Source organism: Halosimplex carlsbadense 2-9-1 (assembly GCF_000337455.1).
In the GTDB taxonomy this organism is placed as follows: Archaea; Halobacteriota; Halobacteria; order Halobacteriales; family Haloarculaceae; genus Halosimplex; species Halosimplex carlsbadense.
This window is the reverse complement of the sequence record NZ_AOIU01000031.1, coordinates 47,598-69,236: the sequence shown is the minus strand read 5'-3', so window position 1 is coordinate 69,236 and position 21,639 is coordinate 47,598. Positions and strand designations below refer to the sequence as shown.

Here is a 21,639-nt window from a genome sequence, read left to right as displayed (position 1 = left end):
CGGGTGAAACTGGTTTCGGCCGTTGGAGACCTCCGGACTGCGGACGACTCCGCGTCAGGCCGCGCCGCTCGCGCTCTCGGTGGCCCCCTCCGGCGCGCCGACGAAGATGGTCCCGGCGACACCGTCGGGCAGCGAGACGGTCTCGCCGGCCTCGACGAGCGCGACGGTGACCATTCCGATGGGCGCGACCTCCTCGACGACGAGTTCGGTGCCGGGCGTGATGCCGGCCTCGTCGAGGTAGGCCAGCTCCTCCGAATCGCGGTCGCGGACCCGGCGGACGACGACGGTCTCGCCCTCGGCGCACTCCTCGAGCGTGTGGCCGGCGGTCTCGTCGACCGGGTCGAGCGCGTCGGTCGGGATCGGGTCGCCGTGGGGGTCGACGGCCGGGTCGTCGAGCATCGCCGCGACCCGGCGCTCGAACTCCTCGCTGATGTGGTGTTCGAGCCGGTCGGCCTCGTCGTGGACCTCCGCCCAGTCGTATCCCAGTTCCTCGGTGAGGTAGGTCTCCAGCAGCCGGTGGTGGCGGACGACCTCCAGCGCCACGGTCTCCCCCTCGGGCGTCAGCCGGACGCCCTTGTACTTCTCGCGCTCCACGAGCTCGCGCTCTTCGAGCTTCTCCATCATGCTGGTCGCCGTCGGAGCCGTCACGTCCAGCAGCTCCGCGATGCGCGAGGTGGCAACGGGCTCGTCGCCCTCGCGCTGGAGCTCGTAGATCGCCTTCAGGTAATCCTCCATCTTGGCGCTGAGCATCATCCGAGTTTAGACCCATCTAATCCTTAAGGGTGTTGCACCGGACGACCGCACTATCGATCGGATCGGCAACGACTGCGACGACGAGCGGTCTTCAGCGACCGAGTCCGTAAAACTCGTCGTTCGGTCGCATGTCCGCGAGGTGGGCCATCCGGTTCGAGAGGTTGAAGAAGGCGGCCACGCTGCCGATGTCCCAGATCGCCCGCCGGGAGTAGCCGTGCTCGCGCAGGCGTTCGAAGTCGTCTTCGCCGATCTCGGCTTGATTCTCGGTCAGCTTCACGGCGAAATCGAGCATCGCGCGGCGTTCCTCGGAGACGTTCGCGGTACGGTGGTTGCTGATCAGCTGTTCGGCGATCTGCGGGTCGTCGGCGTAGATCCGGGCGAGCGCCCCGTGGGCGACGTTGCAGTACAGACAGTCGTTGGCGCCGCTGACGGCGACGATTATCATCTCGATCTCGGCGCGGTCGAGTTCGGTGTCCTCGACCAGCGCGTCGTAGTACTGGAAAAAGGCCCGGAACTGCGACGGCCGGTAGGCCATCGCCAGGAACACGTTGGCGATGAATCCGGCGTCGGCCTCCTCCTGAACGATGCGCTCCTGGATGTCCTCGGGGAGGTCCTCGACGTCCGGTACCGGGAACCGCGTCATCGCTGGGTCGCTCATACCGGATCCCCGTCCGGGACGGGCTTGAGTGCTCGGGCGCCGGGCCGGCCCGAGGGCGTAAGTACGGTGACGGTCACAGCTACGAACGACGATGTACAAGACGGGTCACTACGGGGCCGCGCTGCTCGTCTACGCGCCGGTCGGCGGCGCGCTGCTGGCCGCCGGATTCGACGCCGCGGCGCTGATCGGCGGCGCCGTCGTCGTCGGCCTCTCGGGGCTGCCCGACGTGGACCAGCGGATCCCGTTCGTCGAACACCGCGGGCCCACGCACACCGTGGGGTTCCTGATCGCCGTCGGTCTCGCCGTCGGTGCGGTCGGCGTCGCGGTCGGGGAAACGGTCGCGACCGAGGCGGCGGTCACGTCGGGGGTGGCGGTCGCGTCCGGTGAGACAGTGGTACTGGGCGCGTTCGGTTTCCTCCTCGGGTCACTCACGGTCGGTTCGCACCTACTGGCCGACGCGCTGACGCCGATGGGGATCACGCCGTTCCGGCCGCTCTCGGACGCTCACTACACGATATCGCTGACCCGTGCGGACAACGCGGTGGCGAACTACCTGCTGCTGGGGGTCGGTGTGGCGGTGACGGTCGCGACGGCGCTGGTCGCCGGCGGTTAGAGCAGGTCCTGGTCGTCGAGCTGGTCCATGACGTCGTCGACGAACGCGTCGACGTTGTCGTAGGGGAAGTTCCCGCTCCCGAGCTTCGTGTTGAGCTCCATCGCGGTCATCGAGAAGTCGCCCGACTCGAACTTCGTCCCCGGGCCGTTCGGCAGCGCCGGCACCAGGTCCATCGGGCTGGAGATCGGGTAGTCCGCGCCTTCGAACGCCTCGGTGAACTGCTCGCGGAGGTCTTGCCTGTCAACCATACCTCTAGATGTCCGCATGGCAGTAAAAAAGGTTCGAGATTCACATCTCCAAACGAGTTGCTCGTTTATTCGACCGGAACCCAAAGTTCCTTTCACTGGAGAACGAAATCGGTCCATGACCGACGAGGGACTCACGCGGCGGCGCGCGCTCGCGATGAGCGGACTGGCACTGACAGGCGGTCTCGCGGGCTGTGGAAGCGACTCGGACGGCGACGGGCCGGGGGGCGAGCCGTCGAGTCCCGGCGACACGGCGACCCGGGGCTCCGGGGGCGACACGCCGACGGACGGGTCGACGGAGTCGACCGGCGGGGCCGACACCGGGGGTGACGGGACGCCCGCCGGCACGGCGGCGTTCGAAGACCTGACGGTTCGCGCCGAGCGCGTCGCCTCCGGGTTCACCTCGCCGCTGGCGCTCTCGATCCCGGAGCCGGGTCGGCGGTTCGTCGTCGACCAGTCGGGTCAGATACACCTGTACGAGGACGGGCGCCTCCGCGAGGAACCATTCCTCGACGTGTCCGACCGGATGGTCGACGTGGGCGGCTACAGCGAGCAGGGACTGCTCGGGCTCGCCTTCCACCCCGAGTTCGCCGAGAACGGCCGCTTTTTCGTTCGCTACAGCGCGCCGGCCCGCGAGTGGGTGCCCGACGACTACTCCCACACGTTCGTCTGCTCGGAGTTCCGCGCCGACCCGGGCGCGGCGACCGCCGACCCAGGGTCCGAGCGAGTGGTCGTGGAGATCGCCCAGCCGCAGAGCAACCACAACGCCGGCGCCATCGCGTTCGGTCCGGACGGCTACCTCTACGTCGCGACCGGCGACGGGGGGCGGGCCAACGACCAGGGCGTCGGCCACGTCGACGACTGGTACGACGCCGTCGGCGGCGGCAACGGCCAGGACGTCACCGAGAATCTCCTGGGAAGCATGCTCCGGATCGACGTGGACGGCGAGGCGTCGGGGACGCCGAGCGGCGGCGGTGGGGGTACCACGGCCGGTTCCGACGGGCCGGTCCGGGACTACGCGGTGCCCGAGGACAACCCGCTCGTGGGGAGCGACGGCCTCGACGAGCAGTACGCCTGGGGCTTTCGCAACCCCTGGCGCTTCTCGTTCGGCCCCGACGACCGGCTGTTCGTCGGCGACGTGGGCCAGGGCGCCTGGGAGGAAGTGTCGGTCGTCGAACGCGGCGGTAACTACGGCTGGAACGTCAAAGAGGGGACCCACTGCTTCCAGGCCGAGGACTGTCCGTCGGAGAGCCCGCGCGGCCGGCCGCTCCGCGACCCGGTGATCGAGTATCCTCACGGCGGCGCGGACGTGAGCGGCATCGCGGTGATCGGGGGGTACCGCTACGGCGGCGACGCGATCCCGGACCTCCGAGGTCGCTACCTCTTCGCCGACTGGCGGGCCGGCGGACGGCTGTTCGCCGCCCGCGAGACCGACGAGGGGCTGTGGCCGACGACCACGGTCTCCGTCGATTCGAACGAGCAGTTCGGGCCGATGGTGCTGTCGTTCGGCCGGAATCCCGCGGGCGAACTGTTCGTCTGCACGACCGCGAGCGGGCAGGTCTCGGGCGAGAGCGGCGCGGTGTTCCGACTGACGGGGGCGTAGCGGCCGAAAATGGCGGGCGGGTCTCCGTTCAGTCTGCCGTCACGGGCTGGCCGTGCTGGATATCGGTGCCGAGCACGTCGAGGAACGCGGCGATCCACTCGGGGTGGTCCGGCCAGGCCTGGGCGGTGACGAGGTTGCCGTCGGTGACGACGCCCTCGCCCCACTCGCCACCGTTGGCGCGCACGTCGGCCTCCAGTGCGGGGTAAGCGGTGCAGGTCCGCCCCTCGACGGCGTCGGCGGCGACGAGGATCTGCGTCGCGTGGCAGATGGCCGCCACGGGCTTGTCCTCGGCGAAGAAGTGCTCGACAGCGTCGATCACGGCGTCGTAGTTCCGGATGTACTCCGGGGCGCGGCCGCCCGGGAGAACGAGCGCGTCGTAGTCCGCCGGGTCGACCTCCGACAGGGTGGCCGTCAGCTCGAAGTCGTGACCGCGCTCTTCCAGATACGTCTGGTCCCCGCGGAAGTCGTGGACCGCGGTCTTGACCGTCTCGCCGGCCTCCTTGTCCGGACAGACGGCGTCGACCTCGTGGCCGACCGCCTGCAGCGCCTGGAACGGTACCATTACCTCGTAGTCCTCCCCGAAGTCGCCGGTGATGAGCAGTAGCTTCTTGCCAGTCATGGTTGTCTGAACCCCCTCTGAGTTCGTCTACATCTTAGTATCGCGACAGTATAAGCGTATCTCGACCTGTCGGAATCGGGACCCGAGAGGCACCGTTCCGGCATCGAGAGCGCCGCTCGCGGTCAGTCCAGCAGCGCGGGCAGATCCGCGAGCGAGTCGAGGACGGCGTCGGGGTCGACGTCGCTCCCGGCGGCGTCGGCCCGCGCCGAGACGCCGGTGAGGACCAGCGCGGTCGCCATCCCGTGGTCGGCACCCATCCGGAGGTCGGTGTCGAGGCGGTCGCCGACGACGAGACAGTTCTCGGCCGGGACACCGAGCCGAGCGAGCGCGTCCTCGGCGGCCTCCGCTGAGGGCTTGCCGAGCACCCGCTCGGGCTCCCGTCCCACGGTCCGGGCGACGGCGCCGATCACCGCGCCCGAGCCGGGGACGAGCCCGTCGGCGGTCGGGATCGTCCGGTCGGGGTCGGTCCCGAGGAAGGTCGTCCCGTCGTCGATCCCCGCGAGCGCCTCGGACATGTCGCCGTAGTCGAACCGCTCGTCCCACGAAGCGACGAACACCGACGCCGCCCGCGGGTCGCCGACGAGGCGCTGGCCGCTGTCCCGGAGGTAGTCGCCCAGCGAGTCCGAGCCGAGGAGGTACGTCGGCTCGTCGGCGTGGTGGTCGCGGAGGTAGTCGCGGGTGACGGTCGACGCGGGGAGGATCTCCGATTCGTCGGCCTCGATGCCCATGCCGGCGAGGCGGTCGACGTACTCGGCGGGCGTCTTCGTCGGGTTGTTCGAGCAGAAGCAGACGGCGATCCCTCGGTCTCGGAGGGCCGCGACCGCCTCGGCGGCGCCGGGGAGGACGCCGTCGCCGCGGTAGACCGTCCCGTCGAGGTCGACGACGACGCCGCGGACGTCGTCGAAGGCCCGCTCGGAGTCGGATGCTGTGGACATTCGGTTCTCGGCCGGCGGTACGGACCGTCGCGGCAAAAGGGGGGCGGTCGGGACGGGCACGAGAGCGGGACTCCCTGGGACGACCCGCTCACCGGAGTTTCCGCTGCCAGCGCGGGCCCGCCCGGTTCGAGAGGGCGAACCCGACGGCCGCGGCCACGACGGAGACGCCGACGGACACCCCGACAGCGAGCGCGGGCGCCTCGGTGTAGGCGAGCGCGGCGACGACCAGCGGGACGGCGACCGCGGCCAGCGCGGCGCCGAAGGCGACGAACAGCGGCGTGTCGAACAGCAGTTCGTTCGGCGCGAAGCCGGTGACGTAGGCGGTGACGCCGAAGACGTAGACGGCGACCAGCGGGAAGACGACCGCGCCCACCGCGACCTGGACCGGGGGGAGCCACACCAGCGAGCCGACGAGGTAAACCAGCCCGGCGGGCACGGAGAGGGCGAGGAACGCGGTCCGTTTGCCCGCGAAGGCGGCCGACAGCGACAGCGGCAGGCGCAGGTACTCCTCGGCGGAGTCGAACTGCGTCACCCAGCTGTAGGTGGTGAACGCGCCCAGGCCGAGCAGCGTCCCGACGGCGATACCGTACGACGGTGTGAGCGTCGTCGCCCGCGCGACTTCGCGGACGAGCAGGACCGTGACGCCGAACAGCACGCCCATCGAGAACAGGACCTTCCAGACGGATCCCGACGACCGGGTCACTTCCAACAGCGTCCGCGTGGCGACGCCGCCGTCGTCGCGGATCACCGAGCGGACTCGCTCGTACCGCTGGGGCGCCGACCGCGCCCCGCCGCTCTCGACCGGCTGGAAGGCCAGCGGCCCGGCGACGGCGAGCGCGAGCGCGGGGCCGAACCCGAGGGCCGCCGACCGGAGCGACGGATCGAGGTAGAAGCCGTACGGTGAGAGCGCGACGACGTCGAGCCGTCCCGTGAGTATCCCCGCGGCTACCGCGAGGACGAGCGCGAGGACCGCCGCCCTGCTCCGGGTCCCGACGCCGGTGAGCGTGAGACTCGTCCCGACGCCGAGGGCGAACGCGCCGGTCGTCGTCAGCCACAGCAGCGCGACGCCGCCGGCCGGCTGGCCCGCCGAGAGCGCGACGGCGGCGTAGCCGACCGCCATCGGCACGAGGAAGAGGCCGGAGTAGTACAGCAGGTCCTTGACGACGAAGACCCCGAGCAGGCGCCGCCAGGTGACCGGGAGCGTCCGCGCCGAGAACACGAGCAGCGTCACGTCGCCCAGCACGTCCCGCAGCGCGTCCCGACCGACGAGGCCGATGGTGCCGACCTGCAGGCCGAAGAAGAACACGAGGCCGTGTAGCCCCGCGGCGACGGCGTCGAGCGAGGTGCCGGCGACGGTCAACAGCCAGACGCCGAGCCCCCCGAAGACGGCGATCACGAGCGGGAAGAGGGCGAAGCGGTCGCCGAACAGCTCCGCCTGCAGGCGCCACTCCTCGCGGATCATCCGGACGAGCAGCCGCGTCGAGAGCCCACCTCCCGGCCGGTCGTCGCCCGTTCCGTCGCGTTCCGGTCCGCCGCGGTCGCCCGACGCCGTCGCGTCCGCCCCGTTCATCGCTCGGACTCGCCGGCGGCTCTCCCGGCCGGAATCTCGCCGGTCGCTCCCTCGGGCTCGACCTCACGGCGGAAGTAGTCGAGCAGTTGCTCGTCGGGGTCGAGGTCGCGGGGGTCGCGCTCGGCGACGAATTCGCCGTCGCGGACGATGCCGACCGAGGTACACAGCTGTTCGGCCACCTCCAGGAAGTGCGTCGAGAGGAAGAGGGTGTTGCCCCGGTCGCAGTAGTCGCGCATGTGGTCTTTGACCTCGGCCTGCATGATCGGGTCGAGGTTGACCAGCGGCTCGTCGATGAAGACGAGGTCTGGCTCGTGGATGAACGTCTGGGCGAGCATCACGCGCTGGCGCTCGCCCTCCGACAGGTCCGTCGAGATGGTGTCGAGCGTGTCGACGAACCCGAGCCGGTCGGCCCACTCGGCGATGCGGTCGTCGACGCCCGACAGGTCGCGCACGTCGCCGACGAACTGGAGGTACTCCCGCGGCGTGAGGAAGCTCGGCGGGTCCTCCCGTTCGGGGAGGATCCCGACCGCCTCGCGGACGGCGAGCGGATCGGCCACCGGGTCGTGGCCCAGCACGCTCGCGGTCCCCTCCGTCGGGTCGAGCTGTCCCGTGAGGATCTCGATAGTCGTCGTCTTCCCGGAGCCGTTGGGGCCGAGCAGGCCGAACAGCTCGCCCTCCGGGACGGACAGTGAGAGCGACGACAGCGCCGTCACGTCGCCGTACCGCTTGGTCAGGTCCTCGGTCTCGATAGCAGGCATGTGTGTCTCCGTCGGGCCACTCGCGCCCGATAGCTGTCCAGTATCGACCGCCTGCCCGTATAGTGATTTGGACTTTCGGAACGACTGTCAGAAAGCGGTGCGGCGCTACTCGTCGGGCTCGTCGTCGGCCGTCTCGGCTCCCCGGTCGGTCGCGTCGTCGGCCGCCGTGTCGTCGCCGGTCTCGTCGTCGCCGGTCTCGTCGTCGGTGTCGATGTCGACGCTCAGGTCGGCGGCGTCGCCGTCGTCGTCGGTGTCGATCCGGTCGATGCCGTCGAAGGTCGCCTCGGTCGAGTCCTCGTCGTCCGCGTCCGCGGCTTCGGCGCGACTCTCGAGCAGAAGCGCGGTGCCGCCGGCGGCGAGCATGCCGACGCCGGTCGCCCGGACCGCGCGGACGTACCAGTCGGTCGGCTCCAGTTCACCGACGTTCTCGAAGCCCGGCAGCGACATCGTCGCCGCGATGCGGGCGCTCAGACGGGGCGCGACCGTCGCGAACAGTCCTTTGAGGGCGATCGACGCGTAGGCTACCTTTCGGAGTCCTGCGGGGATCATCTCTCGGAGGTTCGGCTCGGTGATCCGTCAATGCACGAGAAGCGGCAATCCCCGTCGGCGGCCGGCCGTCGGGTGCGTCGGAACCGCATTCGGCGCGGCCGGCCCCTCAGTCGCCCGGTGAACCGCTCCCGTCGCCCAGCGACCCCGGACCGGCACGACTGGAGCCGCCGGTCTCGCCCGCGCCCGAGCGGGTTCGGCCGTCCCGCCGCCGACGCGCCAGCGCCCCGTAGAGCTCGTCGGAGACCGCCTCGCGGATTCGTTCGGCCGTCTCGGCGTCGATGTCGACGGCCTGGGCGTCCTGGCCGGTGATGCTCTGGGAGCCCGCGGTGTCGACGGTGACCGTCGCCAGATCGCGGCGGCGCTGGAAGACCGTCTGCGAGCTGAACACGGTCTGAACCCGGTGGTACGGCACGACCTTCTGCCGGCGGACCCAGAAGCCGTTGCGAGTGACCACGTGGTCTTCGCCGAGCGCGTACCCGAGGTGTTTCCACTTGTAATGGGCGGCGACGGGCACGAGCGGCGCGGCGACCAGCGGGACGTACCAGTACAGCTGGAAGTCCGTGAACGCAGTCCCGGCGTACAGCAGGGCGACGATCACCGCGAGACCGATGGCGTAGCGGAAGCCGTAGCGCAGCCGCGCCCGTTTGGGCGGGCGTTCGAGCGTCGAGTCGTCGAACGGCTCCAGCGAGCGAGCCAGCGTGACGACGCGGTCGCGCTCGGCGACTGGGATCGCCGACTGGGAGCCGTTCGACTCCCCGCTCGTCGGCGTGTATCCCGCCGTCTCGATGGTCAGGGCGGCGTAGTCCAGCGCCCGCGCGAGGACGTTCTCCTCCAGGGTCAGCGTCTGGACCTTCGACAGGGGGATCGTACCGCGATACTTCTGGAGGAGCCCGCGCTCGTAGCGCAGTTCGTCCTCGCCGCGGTCGAGGGTGAAACCGTAGTAGCGCGCCGCGTTGAGTACGCCGGAGACGAGCGCGAGCGCAGCGATAGCCCCCAGTGCGGCCAGCGGCCCCAGGAACGCGCCGACGAGGCTGTCGAGCCCGAAGCCGTACTCCCACCAGTTGTCCGGCTGGGCCATCGAGGCCGCCGACGGCGCGAAGATGGACGCGCCGAAGAAGAGGAACGACGCGATCCGGAGGTCGACGGAGATCAGCGCGAGGACCCCCAGCTCGCGCTCGGTGATCGAGAACACCGTGTCGAAGCGCTCCTCGTCGGTCGCGGCCGTCTCGCCGTCCTCGGTCTTCGCGACGCGGCTCAGCCGGCTGATCTCCGACTGGAGCGCCTCGGCCTCGTCGACGCCGACGTACCGGAGCTGTGCCTCCGTGCCGCCGCCGCCGGCCGTCTCCAGGCCGACCTCGGCGATCCCGAGGGCGCGCTGGACGACGTTCTGGCTGATGTCGACGTTCTGGATGCGCCGCAGCGGGATCTCCCGGTTGCGCCGCGAGAGCACGCCCGACCTGATGTCGAAGGTGTCGGCGGTGAGCTCGTACTCGAAGCGCCGATAGCGGGCGACGAAGTAGCCGACGAACGCCGCGATTCCGAGGAAGATGGCCACGATCGCGCCGATCGCCAGCAAACTCCGCCCCGAGCCGAACAGCGCCGAGGCGCTGCCGCCACCGAAGACGAAGATAGCGATCGCGATGCTGACTCCCTGCTGTGCGATCTGGTAGGGGATCGTCAGCACGTTCAGCTTCTGTGGGCCCGCGATACGCGGCGTCGTCGGCGAGGCGCCCCCGCTCTCGACGTCCTCGGCCGCCGCTTCGCTGACGGTCTCCCGATCGTGGCGGTCGGCCGGCGGGTCGCCGGTCGAGCGGTCGTCCGCGTCCGGCGTCGGGTCGTCCCCTGTGGAGTCGTCGCTCATAGGAGTCACACCGCGTCTTCGTCCTCGGAGGCGATCGCGAGCCGTTCGAGCCGGGACTGGAGGTCCTCAGCCGTGTCGGGCGTGAGTCCGGGGATCGTCACGTCGGCGCCCCTGGAGCCGGCGGTGTAGACGACCAGCGTCGAGAGCCCGAGGACGCGCTCGAACGCCGAGCGGCGCGTGTCGATGTGCTGGACGCGAACGTAGGGAACCACCGTCTGGACGCGCGTGAGGACGCCGCGTGTGAGATACAGCGACTCCTCGCGGACGACGTAACGCCACGACCGGTAGAGGAAGACGGCGCGGACGGCGCCGTACACCGCGAACAGGACGAACAGGCCGCCACCGACGGCGACCGCGCTCGTCGTCCGGTCGTAGGGGATGTACTCGGCGGCGACCGCCCAGGTGATGAACCCGGCGACCGCCGCCGTCAGCAGGGCGCCGAACAGCGGGCCGACGATCCACTCGACCCGGACCGTGGGGTCGAGCGTCCGCGGTTCGCCCGGCGTCTCGACGGACTCCGCGACCGGGCGGTCGTCGGCGTCGGTCGCCGGGTCCTCGGCGACCGGGGTGTCGTCCGACGGCGACCGGTCGGCGCCGACCCGGGGCTCGCCGTCCGACTCCGCGTCGGCAGCGACGCCCTCTGTGGACGGGTCGGCGCCGTCGCCGTCGTCACGGGGATCTGTCATCGAATCACCCGTGGGCCGGGCGCGGTTTAGTGGTATCGGCACCGCGCGCGGATACGGCCAGTTCCGGTCGCCGGGCTGGGTGTCACTCCCCGAGCCTCAATCGTGACCGGACACCCGGACCGGCTCGTAGGGCGCTTCGAGGTACTCCGTGTCGGACGCCGAGAGCGAGATATCCAGCGCCTCGACGGCGTCTTCGAGGTGTTCGATGCTGGTCGTGCCGACGATTGGCGCGTCGACCCAGTCCTTGTCGAGCAGCCACGCCAGCCCGATCTGGGCCATCGTCGCGCCGTACTCCTCGGCCAACTCCTCGCAGCGCTCGTTGATCTCTTTCCCGCCGCCCTCGAAGTAGGGGTGTTCGCGAGCGTAGTCGTCGGTTTCGCCGCGGGTCGTCGCGTCGTACTCCTCGTGGGGTCGGGTGAGATACCCGCGTGCCAGCGGGGACCACGGGATGACACCAACGTCTTCCTGCTCGCAGTAGGGAAGCATCTCCCGCTCTTCCTCGCGATAGAGGAGGTTGTAGTGGTTCTGCATCGTCTGAAACCGCTCCAGACCCAGCCGGTCGCTGGCGTGCAACGCGTCGGCGAACTGGCGGGTCCACATCGACGAGGCGCCGATGTAGCGGACCTTTTCGCGGCGGACGGCGTCGTCGAGCGCTCGAAGCGTCTCCTCGATAGGCGTGTCGTAGTCCCAGCGGTGGATCTGATACAGGTCGATGGTGTCCATGCCCAGCCGCTCCAGGGAGTTGTCGAGTTCCTGCTCGATGGCCTTCCGCGAGAGCCCGCCGGAGTTGGGGTCGTCGTCGTCCATCTGGAAGAAGCCCTTGGTGGCGACGACGCTCTCCTCACGGTGGCCCTCCAGGGCCTCCCCGAGGACCCGTTCGGACTCGCCGAGCGAGTACATGTTGGCGGTGTCGAAGAAGTTGATACCCAGGTCGCGGGCGCGCTCGACGAGTTCGACGCCTTCCTCCTCGTCTAAGACCCACTCGCGCCAGTCCGAGGAACCGAAGCTCATGCAACCGAGACAGATGCGGCTGACCTCGACGCCGGTCGATCCGAGTGTCGTGTACTCCATGCTCACCGGTGGGCCGCGCGGCGCAAAAAGGTGCGTTCCCCGGGTGCTGTCGCCGGCTCTGTGCGCTCCGGCGTCGAGCGGAGGCCGTCGCCGTCGACGGCTCAGAGCCCTTCGGGGTCGGTCCGGGCGACGAGCCTGCGGGCGCCGACGAACAGGACGACCGCCGCGACGGCGTAGGCGGCGACGTGGAGCGTCGTCGTCGTGGTCGGGCTGTCGACGGCGAGTTTCGCGACGGTCGTCGCCGGGTGTTCGGGGGCGAACGTCAGCAGACCGAACCCGAAGATCACGAGCACCGAGTACAGCAGCTGTGCCTGCCGGCGCTTGGCAGTGAGGACGCCCAGCGAGAGCCCCAGCGTGACCACCAGCGTCGTCAGCGCGGTCACGACGAGCAGGATCTGCGGGACGTTCGCGACGCCGATGCCGTTGGTGCTCAACAGCGCGATCCACAGCACGGCCTGGGCGGGCGCGATGAGCACCATCGCCAGGGCTTTGCCGTCGACGATGTCGACCAGCGACAGCGGCGCGACCCGCAGGAGTTCCAGCGTCCCGCGCTCGATCTCCTCGGTCAGCGCGTCGACGGCGACCGACCCGCTGATGAACGGCGGGAGAAAGAGGAGCAGCGGGACGAGCACCGTGTAGGTGAACCCGAAGTAGGGGCTGGCGTCCACGTTCTCGGGCAGCGGGACCGGAGGGGTGTCGAGGTGGTCCGTGCGGGCGATCCGCTCGGTGCGCTCGACGGACTCCAGCAGCGTGCGCACCTGGTCGACGATCAGCGTCGTCTCGATGCTCCCGGTCGGCGCGATCACCTCCACCCCGATCCGCCCGGCCGAGTCGCCGGCGAGCAGCGTCGCGTGGACGTTCCCGTCGTGGTAGGCCTCGCGGGCGGCCTCGGGGTTCGGATAGACGACCGCGCGAACCCCCTGCTGGTTCTCGGCCGCCCGGACCAGCGCGTCGTCGTGTTCGCCGGCGACACCGACGACCACCTCGCCCGCCGACACGGATCCGGGACTGTACAGCGACGTGAGCCCGACGACGAGGAACGACGAGAACGCAGCGACGAACAGCTGGATCAGCAGTGCGAGAACGATCGTCTTCTCGCTTCTGAGCGACGCCAAGTCCCGCTTGGCGATCGTGAGTCGTGGGTCGGCGAGCAGCGACCGCTCGGAGGACCCGCCGCCGTCGCTCGGTCCGCTGGCATCGCCGTTCGGTCCGTCCCCCGACTCGGCGGCCGTCGACCCCGGCTGGGGCGCGGGCGACGAATCACCCGACAAGGGCACTCACCACCGTGAGGTTGTAGGCGACGTGAACCGCGACGGCGACCACCAGCGCTATGACGTACGAGCGCCGGCCGCGTCTGGCGCCGAGCGCGGAGATCGACGCGGTGACGACGTGCAGCGCCAGCGGCGCAAGCAGGAGCGCGACGAGCAGTATCGCGAGCGGGACGCCCGTCCCGACGGCCGCCTGCTCGCCCACGAGGGTCTGACCTACGGGCAGCGTCTGCAGGTCGGCGAGGCGGACGATCAGCGTGAGCTTCTCGGCGAGGAAAAAGCCCAGACCGCTGAAGGCGCCGACGACCAGCGCCGTCCGCAGCCGGTCGTCGAACAGCGAGTGGGCGTAGCCGGCGTAGACGTGCAGGCTCTTGGCCAGCTCCTCGACGACCGCGAGCCCGATCAGGACCGCGACGACGATGGCCCCGACCGGGATCTCCGCCTGCCAGAGCGGGTACGCGAACGCCGCGACCACCAGTTCCGCCACGAGGACGAACGGCAGGAGGACGGCGGTCACGAGCGCGACGCTCCGGCGGCGTTCGATCGGCCCCGCCAGCGCGTCGAGCACCTTGTAGGGGATCGGCCGCTGGGTGAACATATCCTCCTCGCGGTAGAGCCCGGCGCCCAGCCCGAAACAGACCAGCGCCGTCAGCGTCGGCGGCAGCGTCGAGAAGACGAACTGGCCGAGGCCGACCGCCTGGCCCTGCAGGTCCCGGACGACGAGCGTCAGCGGCGAGATGAGCGCGATGGGCGTCACGTCCGTGAAGATCGCCGGGACGAACGCGTAGGAGGTGAGCGAGACGGTGATCGTCACGGTGACGAAGGTCAGCTCCTTGAACGACCGCGCGAACATCGCGCCGAGGAAGGTGGCGGCGAGGAACAGCATGGCGAGCGGGACGACGGCGAGGACGGAGATCGCCGAGCCGCCGAGTCCGAGCCCGACCTGAAGGACGAGCGTGATCCCCGCCGCGACGGCGACGGCGGCCGCGAAGTACGGCAGCGTCTTGCCGACGATGATGTCCCCGCGAGAGACGGGCGCGACCAGCAGGAGTTCCCCGCGACGGTTGATCCGCTCGCTCAGGATCGTCGAGCCGTAGGCTTGGATGACGAAGTTCAGCGGCAGGACGAACACGAACGCGAGTACGAGCGACTGGAACGGGAACGGCGGCGCGATGTCAGAGGGCGCGCCGGTGGCGCTCCCGCCGGTCAGTCGCGCGCCGATGCTCGACCCGGCGACGTTGGACCCCTCGCTCGGAGTGGTCACGTCGCCGCTCCCGTCGCCACCGCCCGCTCCGTCGCCGGTGCCACCGTCGCTCCCGGTTCCGGCACTCGTCCCTTCGCCGTCACCGCCGCTTCCGCCGTCACCGGATCCGGCGCCCGCTCCGTCGCTCGAACCGCCACCGGTGCCACCGTCGCTCCCGGCCGCGCCACCGGTATCCTCGCCGCCACCGCCGCTTCCGCCGTCACCGGCGGTCCCGTCGCCACTTCCGGTCCCGCCTTCGTCGGTCTGGATCGGGACGGTTCTGGTCTGCGAGACCGCAACCTGCTGTGATTCGCGCTCGACGTAGGTCAGGTTCACGAGTACGGGGAACGCGGCCGACTGGTTGTCATCGCCGTCCATGATCCCGTCGTTGTACCGCTGGACGGTCGACCGCAGCTCCGCGACCGCCGCCCGTCCCTTGGTGGAGTCGGCGTATTGGCTGACTCGCGGCCCGACGACCAGCACCTCCTGGTCGCCCGCCCCGACGGCCGACTCGCTCGGGTCTTGCACCCGGAAGGTCGGGTCGAGCGACACCGGGTCGTACAGCGGGTCCTCCTCGACGACGCCGACCCGGTAGATGCCTTGGTCGAGCGCGACGCCCTGGCTCACCGCGACGGGCGCCATCGCGCCGAGTCCGAGGACGGCCAGCAGCGCGACGACGACGGTCCGCCGGTCGACGCCCCCGGCGTTTTTCGTCACCTCCCAGCGGGCGATCCGGGCGACGTTCTCGACGCGCGTGCGGACCCAGCGGACGAACCGCTGGGTGGCCGACGCATCGCTCCCTATCTGTGACTCCCGGCGGGAACGGTCGTCCCCGCCGACGGGCGGCGGGCCGCTCACGCTCGCGGCCCCGAGGTCCGCTCGGCCTCGGGGTCGGACTCGGCGACGTTGAGGAACACCTCTTCGAGACTCGACTCCTCCGTCCGGATGTCGACGACCTCGCCGCCCGCGGCCTGGGCGGCCTCGCGCGTCTCGTCGACGGCGTCCATGCTCTCGACGACGCGTCGGTGATAGCCGTTGTCGCGGGCGCTCTCGGGCACCTCGACCGTCGTGTAGACGTGGTACTCCGTCTGACCGTACTCCGCCTGGAGTTCGTCGAGGTCGCCCTTCGCGACGATACGGCCCTCGTTCATGATGGCGACGCGGTCGCAGATGCTCTCGACGTGATAGAGGTTGTGGGCGCTGAAGACGATGGTCTTGCCCTGTTCGCCGAGTTCGCGCGTGAAGTCGATGATGTAGTTCGTCGTCAGCGGGTCCAGCCCGCTGCCGGGTTCGTCGTAGATCAGCACGTCGGGATCGTTGATGAGCGACCGCGCGATGGCGACCTTCCGTTTCATCCCCTTGGACATGTCGCCCAGCGGCCGGTCGCGGTGGTCGAGCTCGAGCCGTTCGAGCGTGTCGTGGATGCGCCGGTCCGCCACGCCCTCGGGCACGTCATACAGGTCCGCGAAGAAGTGCAGATACGAGACGGGCGTCATCTCCTCGTACAGCGGCGACTCCTCGGGGAGAAAGCCCAGGCGCTGGCGCATCTCGGTCTCACCGGCGTCGTAGCCGGCGACGGATACGTCGCCGTCGGTCGGTTCGACGAGGCCGGCGAGCATCTTCAGGGTCGTCGTCTTGCCGGCCCCGTTCGGGCCGATGATGCCGAAGACCTCGCCCTCCTCGACCGTGAACGTGCTCCCTTCCACCGCGACGAAGCCGCCGTACTCCTTTCGCAGGTCGCGGGCCGTGATCATTCGACCGACCTTTGCGGGTGGGGGATTGTATAGGTTCGTCCCCCGTTATCGGATCTGGGTATCGGTCGATGGGGATAGGTTACACTGAACAGCTACCCAACAGGCGGAGTGGCGCGCGCTGGAGCGCGCTTTCATGCGCGCGACGGAGCCGTGCGAGGGATGAGCACCGAAGCGAACGAAGTGAGCGAGGAGCGAAATCGGTTGGGGTGGAATGTGGCAGTCTGCGGTGCTGTGCGGGGCGATTTTCCTGGCGGACTGAAAGGGCGAGGGTCGCTCGCGCGTAGTTCAGTCGCCTGAGTGACCTCTATCTGAGCGAGCCTGCGAGCGAGGATATGTCGCTCAGCGACCGCGAGCGGGCCGAGGGCTTTCGTCGCTTGCTGTCTTCTGCGGTAGAACCAATTGCGAGCGAGCGGGCCGAGGGCTTTCAGCGGTCGATTTCGGGTACCACTACGACGACTCACGCCTCGGGACGGGGCATCGCTTCCAACTCACGAATTTCGGCGGTCTTCTCGACGCGGTCGTACTGCCGCCGCCACGCCTCGGCGGGGAACAGCCCGTTGCGGTCGAACAGCTCACGAGCGTCCGCCGTCACCCGGTAGAACTTGTAGGGGTAGCCCCGCGTCCGCTGGCCCGCCGGCACGGTCAGCTCCTCGACGACCCCCGCCTCGACGAGCACTTTCAGGTGATTGCGGATGGTGTCGGCTTCGAGGCTCGGGTTCGTGTAGGCCAGTTCGTCGACGCTGGGCGCGCCCTTCGGGTGGCCGACCACGTCCGCGACGATGTTGGCCCGCGTCGAGTCGGTGACCCGCTGGAGCGCGAGCCAGGGATCGAACCCCTCGGTCGCCTCGTCCCCGCCGGGTTCGGCCGTGTCGGGTCGCATATCTCCACGTATGGCCCCGGCCGTGATAAACACTTGGACGCTGAGTACGAGTGTTTCTCTACCGGTTGTCGAATGATTACACGACCGTTCCTACACCAGTCGGAAGACACTTGCCACCGCCGGGAGTCGAGCCGGCATGGTCGACAGCGACGAGGGGGCGTCGGGGGACGACGGCGACGGGGACGAAGCGGGGGAGCCAACCGAGTACGTCGTGGGCGTCGACGGCGACGAACTCGTGGACGCGAGCCCGGAGTCGCTGACCTTCACCCCACGACAGCACGAGCGACTGAAGACGCACCTCCACGGCGACCGGCTGAACGACATCCAGTACAGCGACCGCCGGTATCTGATCGTCGGCCGCGGGGGCGATGACGGGCCCGGTCAGCGTCGGCGGCGCGTGCGGGACCTGCTCGACGACCGCCGCGAGGCGACGGCGTTCATGCTGGAGGACTTCGGGCTCTCCGGCGGCGAGATCGACCTGTGGGCGCCCGCCTTCGAGATCCTCTGCGAGCAGGCCACGCACGTCGTCGGCGTCCTCGAAGACTACGACGGCGGCCACGTCTGGGAACTCGGCTACCTCTATCACGAACAGAGCCGGGTCAGAGACGTGCTCTGGCTGCTGAAACGCACATACGAGACCGACGAGCGCCGGCGCGAGCGCTACGACAACGGGATGGCCGCCGCCCATCTCGCCGCGCTCGAACGCGCCGCGGGTGAGCGGGTCGTCCGCTGGGGCAACGAGCGCGACCTCCGGCGGGCGGTCAGCGAGATCCCCTGACAGCGGTGCGCCAGCGCCGGACCGGCCGCGACCGACTCCGCCCCGACACCCAAGACCGAGCAGCCCCAACGGATGCACATGGCTTCGCTGCCGCAGATCGAGCGGACCCCCAACGGACGACGCCTCGTGGTCGACCGCGTCGTCGACGCGGGTGCCGACGCCGTCTGGACGGTTCTGACCGACACCGAACAGTGGCCCGAGTGGGGCCCGAGCGTCAGCGCGGTCCGCTCGGGCGACCGATACATCGAATCCGGGTCGCGGGGCGAGGTGCAGGTCGCCGGCGGTCCGTGGGTCCCCTTCGAGGTCGACACCTGTGGAGACTACCGCTGGACGTGGCGCGTGGCGGAGATCCCGGCGACCGGCCACGCGGTCACGCCGCTGGGCGAGGACCGCTCGCGAGTCGCTTTCGAGATCCCGCTGCTCGCGGGCGGCTACGCCATCGTCTGCCGGCGCGCGCTCGACCGGATCGCGACTATCGCGGAAAACGAGGACCTACCGACGAGATAGCACTGTTCGGGAACCGGACGATCGCAGTCGTCGTCAGACCGACTTTTCGAGTCGTACGTTGCTGACCTTGTGGATGTCCTCGCCCATCCCCTCGCCGTCGCAGTCGTCGCTGGGGCATCGATAGTGCCAGCCGTCCTCCGTGGCCGTCCGCTCCGCGAACCGCTCGCCGCACTCGTCGCAGAACAGATCGCCCTGCGAGCACGTGTCCCGGTGGAGTTCGAGTTCGAGTTCCGTACTGAACGTGCGTTTGCAGTTGCGGCAGACGTTAGTCATATTCGGAAGTTCGACATCGTCCCATATATCAACACCGGAACGTTCACGTGCCCGGGAACCGCTCACAGGGCGGCCGTGACCGCCGGACGGCGGTCGGTAATCTCGCACAACCGTCGGTGACCAACTCTCCAGAACCGCCGCCGTCCTGCGATCGCCGGAACTGACCGACCGGTCGGTTCCCGGCGGTCGAAGGTCTCCCGGTATCGGGCGCCTGTCGCGGGCCTACCGGGTGTCGAGGTCGTCCTCGTCTTTGAGGATACGGGTCTCGGCCTCGCCGCTGGAGACCTCGTTGACGAGGTCGTAGAAGTCGTTCTGCATCCCCGCGGGGAACTCGACGACGCCGACCCAGGAGCCGTCGGGCTGCCACTCCTCGCGTTCGAGGTCGCCGAACTCGCGGACCTGCGCCTGGCCGCTCCCGGCGTAGTCGGCGGGCAGTTGGGCGGCGACCTTCACCGTATCGAAGCGGATGGGGATCACCGGTCGCAGCGCGTCGAGGGCGTCGTCGACCTGGTTCTCGACGGGTTCCATCGGGTCGACCTTGAAGTCGGCCTGTTCCAGCGCGCTCTCGATGCGGTCGGGCGGGTGGGGCGCGTCGTCCATCTGGGGGTTGACCGCGTTGCGCGTGATGCGGTTGACCAGGTCCCGGTACTTGCGCTCTTGCATCTCCTTGCGCTGTTCGGCGGTGATCTGGATCTCCCCGCGGTCGACGACTTCGGGGATGATCTCCAGGGGGTCGGTGGTGCCGAACACCTCTTCGAGCGCGTCCTCCGGCGGGCGGTCCCCGCGGGAGGCGTTCTCGAACACGTCCTCGGCGGCGATCACGTCCTCCAGTTCGCCGTCGAACTCGCCGCGCTTCATAGCGAGGGCGGCGTCGGGTTCGACGAGCACTTCGAAGCGCTCGCCGTGGGACTCCAGACGCGCCGTCACGGCCTCGTCGAGCGATATCATACCCGGAGGTAACACCGTGTGGGTAAAAAGGTGTGTGGGCGCCGACCGCACGGAAGCGGTCACGCCGGCAGGCGAACCCGCGGTCCATCGCGACGAGGGACCGCGGCCGCTCGGGGCGGCGTTACTCCTCGTCGGTTTCGTCGTCGTCTTCGTCTTCGACGGCCAGCAGGTCGAGCTCGTCGAGGTGGGACTCCTTCTCGGCGTCGCTCATCTCGGAGAACTGCTCGTCGTCGACGCTGATGGTGGCGATGCCGATGCCCTCCGGCGAGAGCTCGCCGTCGTTGACCGACGCGAGCGCCTCCAGCGCGAGGCCGACGCCGCCGTCCAGGTCCATCTCCTCGTCGTAGTTGTCCTCGAGGTACTCGCGGATGTCGCCGCGGTCGGCACCGACAGCGAGCGCCTTCCACTCGTAGGGCGTCCCCGAGGGGTCGGTCTCGTAGAGGCGGGGCTCGCCGTTGGCGATGCCGCCGATGATGAGGGCAACGCCGAACGGGCGGGCGCCGCCGACCTGCGTGTACTGCTGGATGTGGTCGGTGACGGCCTTGGTGAGGGTCTCGACGCCGATGGGCTCGCCGTAGCGCAGCTGGTTGACCTGCGCCTGGCGGCGCGCGAAGTCGATGAGCTGGCGCGCGTCGGCGACGTGGCCGGCGCTGGCGATGCCGATGTGGTCGTCGGCCTTGTGGATCTTCTCGACGCTGGAACGCTCCATCAGCGGCGAGCGGATGCGCTTGTCCACCGCCAGCACGACGCCGTCAGCTGTTCGTACACCGATGCTCGCCGTGCCGCGCTTGACGGCTTCGCGGGCGTACTCGACCTGGTAGAGCCGACCGTCCGGCGAGAAGATCGTGATCCCACGGTCGTACGCCTGCTGTTGCGATTGTCCCTGCATATTTATAGATCGAGTTCGGTCGCCCCGACGAACGCGTCGTCGGCCCGCACGTCGATTCGGCCGCCGCGACCGACGGCACGCCGCTCGGCGTTCTCGAAGACGACGTTTCTCTGGTCCGTTGGTTCCGGTCGGCGTCGTATATACTTTTCTTCACAGCCCTGCACCGTGCCGCTAACCCCTCGCACGCGGACGCCCACCGCCGCGCCCTCGACCGCGTCCAGACACGCCAGCACCGCCCGCGCGCGGTCGACCTCGCCCCTGCGTGCACGCACGATGACGTGCCCCGCTCCCTCGTCGAAGTCGAACCGGACCACCGACAGGTCCGCGTCCGCGCTCCCGGCGTCGCCCACGAGGTTTTGCGCCGCGAACCACACCTCGCGCTGGAACGCTCGACGGTCGATCTCGGCGTCGGGCCACGACTCCAGCTCGACCGCGAGGTAGCGCCACCGCGGCTGCAGGTGTTTCGGGAGGTGTTTCACGACCCGCCCTCCCCGTCGGCGTCCGTCGCGCCGCCCGCCTCGGCCGGCTCTCCGGCGGGCTCCACGCGTTCCGCGACGAGGACGCCCACCTGGTCGTGGACCGGCTCGACCGCCGTCAGCGCGTATCCGGCGTCGGTGAACGCGTCGGCAAGCGTGCCGACCGTCGCCGGGTCGTCGACCGCGGGGCTGTAGAACGGCTCGTCGGGGTCGGGCTCGCCGAACAGCATCACGTCGCCGAGGACGATCCGCCGCGGTCCCAGGCCGGCGATCACGTCGATCGCCGCGCGCTTCTCGGCGTCCCCGAGGTGGTGCATCGCGAAGTTCGTCGTCACCACGTCCACGTCGGCGTCGTCGGGAACCGCCGGCTCGCGGAACCGCCCCTCGCCGAACTCGACGTTCGAGCGGTCGCGCTCTTCGGCCTTCGCGCGCGCCTCCTCCAGCATCCCCTCGCTGATGTCGCGGCCGATCACCCGTTCGGCTCCCTCGGCCAGTGGAAGGGCGATGGCGCCGGTCCCGGTTCCCAGGTCGAGGACGGTGTCGTCCGGGCGGGGGCTGGCGTGTTCGACGACCAGCGACGCGCAGGCGCGGTACTCGTCGCTCTCCTCCTCGTCGTACTCGGCCGCCATCTCGTCGAAGCGGGCGGCGTGCTCGTCGAGAGAGTGGTTCATGCGAACGGGTTCGACCCGGGAGACAAAGAAC

The 21,639-nt window shown here is 69.7% G+C and carries 24 protein-coding genes; 4 read left to right on the top strand and 20 right to left on the bottom strand.

Annotated elements, in window-relative coordinates:
* Positions 1 to 54: 54 nt before the first annotated feature.
* Positions 55 to 750: a metal-dependent transcriptional regulator gene (locus C475_RS12735; RefSeq protein WP_049930615.1), complete on the bottom strand. Its 696-nt coding sequence runs from the start codon at positions 748 to 750 to the stop codon at positions 55 to 57.
* Positions 751 to 844: 94 nt separating this feature from the next.
* Positions 845 to 1,411 carry a peroxidase-related enzyme gene (locus tag C475_RS12730; protein ID WP_049930542.1) on the bottom strand — a complete coding sequence of 189 codons (567 nt, stop codon included), beginning with the start codon at positions 1,409 to 1,411 and terminating at the stop codon, positions 845 to 847.
* A gap of 91 nt (positions 1,412 to 1,502) precedes the next feature.
* Between C475_RS12730 and C475_RS12725 the strand changes: the two genes are divergently transcribed.
* Positions 1,503 to 2,024, top strand: a complete 522-nt coding sequence (locus C475_RS12725) for a metal-dependent hydrolase (protein WP_006884248.1) — start codon at positions 1,503 to 1,505, stop codon at positions 2,022 to 2,024.
* Here C475_RS12725 and C475_RS12720 read toward each other — a convergent pair.
* The gene (locus C475_RS12720; RefSeq protein WP_006884247.1) at positions 2,021 to 2,272 is read right to left on the bottom strand and encodes an MTH865 family protein; all 252 of its coding nucleotides are present in this window, start codon (positions 2,270 to 2,272) and stop codon (positions 2,021 to 2,023) included. The genes C475_RS12725 and C475_RS12720 overlap by 4 nt on opposite strands.
* 115 nt (positions 2,273 to 2,387) lie before the next feature.
* Between C475_RS12720 and C475_RS12715 the strand changes: the two genes are divergently transcribed.
* Positions 2,388 to 3,872, top strand: coding sequence for a PQQ-dependent sugar dehydrogenase (locus C475_RS12715; protein WP_006884246.1), 1,485 nt, complete (start codon positions 2,388 to 2,390; stop codon positions 3,870 to 3,872).
* Between the two features lie 28 nt (positions 3,873 to 3,900).
* Here the strand turns inward: C475_RS12715 and C475_RS12710 are convergent, their stop codons facing one another.
* From C475_RS12710 to C475_RS12655, 12 genes are all read right to left on the bottom strand, one after another.
* Positions 3,901 to 4,491: a DJ-1/PfpI family protein gene (locus tag C475_RS12710; RefSeq protein WP_006884245.1), complete on the bottom strand. Its 591-nt coding sequence runs from the start codon at positions 4,489 to 4,491 to the stop codon at positions 3,901 to 3,903.
* A 122-nt stretch (positions 4,492 to 4,613) separates the two neighbouring features.
* Entirely contained in the window at positions 4,614 to 5,426 is an 813-nt protein-coding gene (locus C475_RS12705) for an HAD-IIA family hydrolase (RefSeq protein ID WP_006884244.1), read from the bottom strand.
* 88 nt (positions 5,427 to 5,514) lie between these two features.
* Positions 5,515 to 6,996 (bottom strand): hypothetical protein, encoded by a 1,482-nt coding sequence (locus C475_RS12700; RefSeq protein ID WP_006884243.1) that lies wholly within the window; start codon positions 6,994 to 6,996, stop codon positions 5,515 to 5,517.
* The gene (locus C475_RS12695) at positions 6,993 to 7,754 is read right to left on the bottom strand and encodes an ABC transporter ATP-binding protein (RefSeq protein WP_006884242.1); all 762 of its coding nucleotides are present in this window, start codon (positions 7,752 to 7,754) and stop codon (positions 6,993 to 6,995) included. The genes C475_RS12700 and C475_RS12695 overlap by 4 nt, the downstream gene beginning before the upstream one ends.
* Positions 7,755 to 7,859: 105 nt before the next feature.
* Complete coding sequence (locus tag C475_RS12690) at positions 7,860 to 8,303, bottom strand: hypothetical protein (RefSeq protein WP_006884241.1); 444 nt, start codon at positions 8,301 to 8,303, stop codon at positions 7,860 to 7,862.
* 106 nt (positions 8,304 to 8,409) lie between these two features.
* Positions 8,410 to 10,164, bottom strand: coding sequence for a PH domain-containing protein (locus C475_RS12685; protein ID WP_006884240.1), 1,755 nt, complete (start codon positions 10,162 to 10,164; stop codon positions 8,410 to 8,412).
* A gap of 5 nt (positions 10,165 to 10,169) precedes the next feature.
* Positions 10,170 to 10,850 carry a PH domain-containing protein gene (locus tag C475_RS12680; RefSeq protein WP_006884239.1) on the bottom strand — a complete coding sequence of 227 codons (681 nt, stop codon included), beginning with the start codon at positions 10,848 to 10,850 and terminating at the stop codon, positions 10,170 to 10,172.
* Between the two features lie 96 nt (positions 10,851 to 10,946).
* Complete coding sequence (locus tag C475_RS12675) at positions 10,947 to 11,921, bottom strand: aldo/keto reductase (RefSeq protein WP_006884238.1); 975 nt, start codon at positions 11,919 to 11,921, stop codon at positions 10,947 to 10,949.
* A gap of 101 nt (positions 11,922 to 12,022) precedes the next feature.
* Complete coding sequence (locus tag C475_RS12670; protein ID WP_006884237.1) at positions 12,023 to 13,198, bottom strand: ABC transporter permease; 1,176 nt, start codon at positions 13,196 to 13,198, stop codon at positions 12,023 to 12,025.
* Positions 13,182 to 15,290 carry an ABC transporter permease subunit gene (locus C475_RS12665; RefSeq protein WP_006884236.1) on the bottom strand — a complete coding sequence of 703 codons (2,109 nt, stop codon included), beginning with the start codon at positions 15,288 to 15,290 and terminating at the stop codon, positions 13,182 to 13,184. The genes C475_RS12670 and C475_RS12665 overlap by 17 nt, the downstream gene beginning before the upstream one ends.
* The gene (locus C475_RS12660; RefSeq protein ID WP_006884235.1) at positions 15,287 to 16,186 is read right to left on the bottom strand and encodes an ABC transporter ATP-binding protein; all 900 of its coding nucleotides are present in this window, start codon (positions 16,184 to 16,186) and stop codon (positions 15,287 to 15,289) included. Before C475_RS12660 ends, C475_RS12665 begins: the two co-directional genes overlap by 4 nt.
* Before the next feature lie 457 nt (positions 16,187 to 16,643).
* Positions 16,644 to 17,066 (bottom strand): helix-turn-helix domain-containing protein, encoded by a 423-nt coding sequence (locus tag C475_RS12655; protein ID WP_006884234.1) that lies wholly within the window; start codon positions 17,064 to 17,066, stop codon positions 16,644 to 16,646.
* A 136-nt stretch (positions 17,067 to 17,202) separates the two neighbouring features.
* On the opposite strand from C475_RS12655, the gene C475_RS12650 reads away from it, so the two are divergent.
* Together C475_RS12650 and C475_RS12645 are read left to right on the top strand one after the other, a co-directional pair.
* Entirely contained in the window at positions 17,203 to 17,844 is a 642-nt protein-coding gene (locus tag C475_RS12650; protein ID WP_006884233.1) for a hypothetical protein, read from the top strand.
* Between the two features lie 72 nt (positions 17,845 to 17,916).
* On the top strand, positions 17,917 to 18,351 hold the full coding sequence (locus C475_RS12645) for an SRPBCC family protein (RefSeq protein ID WP_006884232.1): 435 nt from the start codon (positions 17,917 to 17,919) through the stop codon (positions 18,349 to 18,351).
* 33 nt (positions 18,352 to 18,384) lie between these two features.
* Here the strand turns inward: C475_RS12645 and C475_RS12640 are convergent, their stop codons facing one another.
* The 5 genes from C475_RS12640 to C475_RS12620 form a co-directional block, all read right to left on the bottom strand.
* Positions 18,385 to 18,624, bottom strand: coding sequence for an HVO_2901 family zinc finger protein (locus C475_RS12640; RefSeq protein WP_006884231.1), 240 nt, complete (start codon positions 18,622 to 18,624; stop codon positions 18,385 to 18,387).
* 222 nt (positions 18,625 to 18,846) lie between these two features.
* Complete coding sequence (locus C475_RS12635; protein ID WP_006884230.1) at positions 18,847 to 19,572, bottom strand: ribosome assembly factor SBDS; 726 nt, start codon at positions 19,570 to 19,572, stop codon at positions 18,847 to 18,849.
* A gap of 121 nt (positions 19,573 to 19,693) precedes the next feature.
* Entirely contained in the window at positions 19,694 to 20,461 is a 768-nt protein-coding gene (gene psmA, locus C475_RS12630; protein ID WP_006884229.1) for an archaeal proteasome endopeptidase complex subunit alpha, read from the bottom strand.
* 2 nt (positions 20,462 to 20,463) lie between these two features.
* Positions 20,464 to 20,940 carry an Rpp14/Pop5 family protein gene (locus C475_RS12625; protein ID WP_006884228.1) on the bottom strand — a complete coding sequence of 159 codons (477 nt, stop codon included), beginning with the start codon at positions 20,938 to 20,940 and terminating at the stop codon, positions 20,464 to 20,466.
* Complete coding sequence (locus C475_RS12620; protein WP_006884227.1) at positions 20,937 to 21,608, bottom strand: methyltransferase domain-containing protein; 672 nt, start codon at positions 21,606 to 21,608, stop codon at positions 20,937 to 20,939. Before C475_RS12620 ends, C475_RS12625 begins: the two co-directional genes overlap by 4 nt.
* Between the last annotated feature and the right edge of the window lie 31 nt (positions 21,609 to 21,639).

What these genes read in the sequence shown, in the direction of transcription:
- C475_RS12735 (WP_049930615.1), bottom strand. Translation starts at nt 750, where the DNA reads ATGCTCAGCGCCAAGATGGAGGATTACCTGAAGGCGATCTACGAGCTC.
- C475_RS12730 (WP_049930542.1), bottom strand. Translation starts at nt 1,411, where the DNA reads ATGAGCGACCCAGCGATGACGCGGTTCCCGGTACCGGACGTCGAGGAC.
- C475_RS12725 (WP_006884248.1), top strand. Translation starts at nt 1,503, where the DNA reads ATGTACAAGACGGGTCACTACGGGGCCGCGCTGCTCGTCTACGCGCCG.
- C475_RS12720 (WP_006884247.1), bottom strand. Translation starts at nt 2,272, where the DNA reads ATGGTTGACAGGCAAGACCTCCGCGAGCAGTTCACCGAGGCGTTCGAA.
- C475_RS12715 (WP_006884246.1), top strand. Translation starts at nt 2,388, where the DNA reads ATGACCGACGAGGGACTCACGCGGCGGCGCGCGCTCGCGATGAGCGGA.
- C475_RS12710 (WP_006884245.1), bottom strand. Translation starts at nt 4,491, where the DNA reads ATGACTGGCAAGAAGCTACTGCTCATCACCGGCGACTTCGGGGAGGAC.
- C475_RS12705 (WP_006884244.1), bottom strand. Translation starts at nt 5,426, where the DNA reads ATGTCCACAGCATCCGACTCCGAGCGGGCCTTCGACGACGTCCGCGGC.
- C475_RS12700 (WP_006884243.1), bottom strand. Translation starts at nt 6,996, where the DNA reads ATGAACGGGGCGGACGCGACGGCGTCGGGCGACCGCGGCGGACCGGAA.
- C475_RS12695 (WP_006884242.1), bottom strand. Translation starts at nt 7,754, where the DNA reads ATGCCTGCTATCGAGACCGAGGACCTGACCAAGCGGTACGGCGACGTG.
- C475_RS12690 (WP_006884241.1), bottom strand. Translation starts at nt 8,303, where the DNA reads ATGATCCCCGCAGGACTCCGAAAGGTAGCCTACGCGTCGATCGCCCTC.
- C475_RS12685 (WP_006884240.1), bottom strand. Translation starts at nt 10,164, where the DNA reads ATGAGCGACGACTCCACAGGGGACGACCCGACGCCGGACGCGGACGAC.
- C475_RS12680 (WP_006884239.1), bottom strand. Translation starts at nt 10,850, where the DNA reads ATGACAGATCCCCGTGACGACGGCGACGGCGCCGACCCGTCCACAGAG.
- C475_RS12675 (WP_006884238.1), bottom strand. Translation starts at nt 11,921, where the DNA reads ATGGAGTACACGACACTCGGATCGACCGGCGTCGAGGTCAGCCGCATC.
- C475_RS12660 (WP_006884235.1), bottom strand. Translation starts at nt 16,186, where the DNA reads ATGATCACGGCCCGCGACCTGCGAAAGGAGTACGGCGGCTTCGTCGCG.
- C475_RS12655 (WP_006884234.1), bottom strand. Translation starts at nt 17,066, where the DNA reads ATGCGACCCGACACGGCCGAACCCGGCGGGGACGAGGCGACCGAGGGG.
- C475_RS12650 (WP_006884233.1), top strand. Translation starts at nt 17,203, where the DNA reads ATGGTCGACAGCGACGAGGGGGCGTCGGGGGACGACGGCGACGGGGAC.
- C475_RS12645 (WP_006884232.1), top strand. Translation starts at nt 17,917, where the DNA reads ATGCACATGGCTTCGCTGCCGCAGATCGAGCGGACCCCCAACGGACGA.
- C475_RS12640 (WP_006884231.1), bottom strand. Translation starts at nt 18,624, where the DNA reads ATGACTAACGTCTGCCGCAACTGCAAACGCACGTTCAGTACGGAACTC.
- C475_RS12635 (WP_006884230.1), bottom strand. Translation starts at nt 19,572, where the DNA reads ATGATATCGCTCGACGAGGCCGTGACGGCGCGTCTGGAGTCCCACGGC.
- psmA (WP_006884229.1), bottom strand. Translation starts at nt 20,461, where the DNA reads ATGCAGGGACAATCGCAACAGCAGGCGTACGACCGTGGGATCACGATC.
- C475_RS12620 (WP_006884227.1), bottom strand. Translation starts at nt 21,608, where the DNA reads ATGAACCACTCTCTCGACGAGCACGCCGCCCGCTTCGACGAGATGGCG.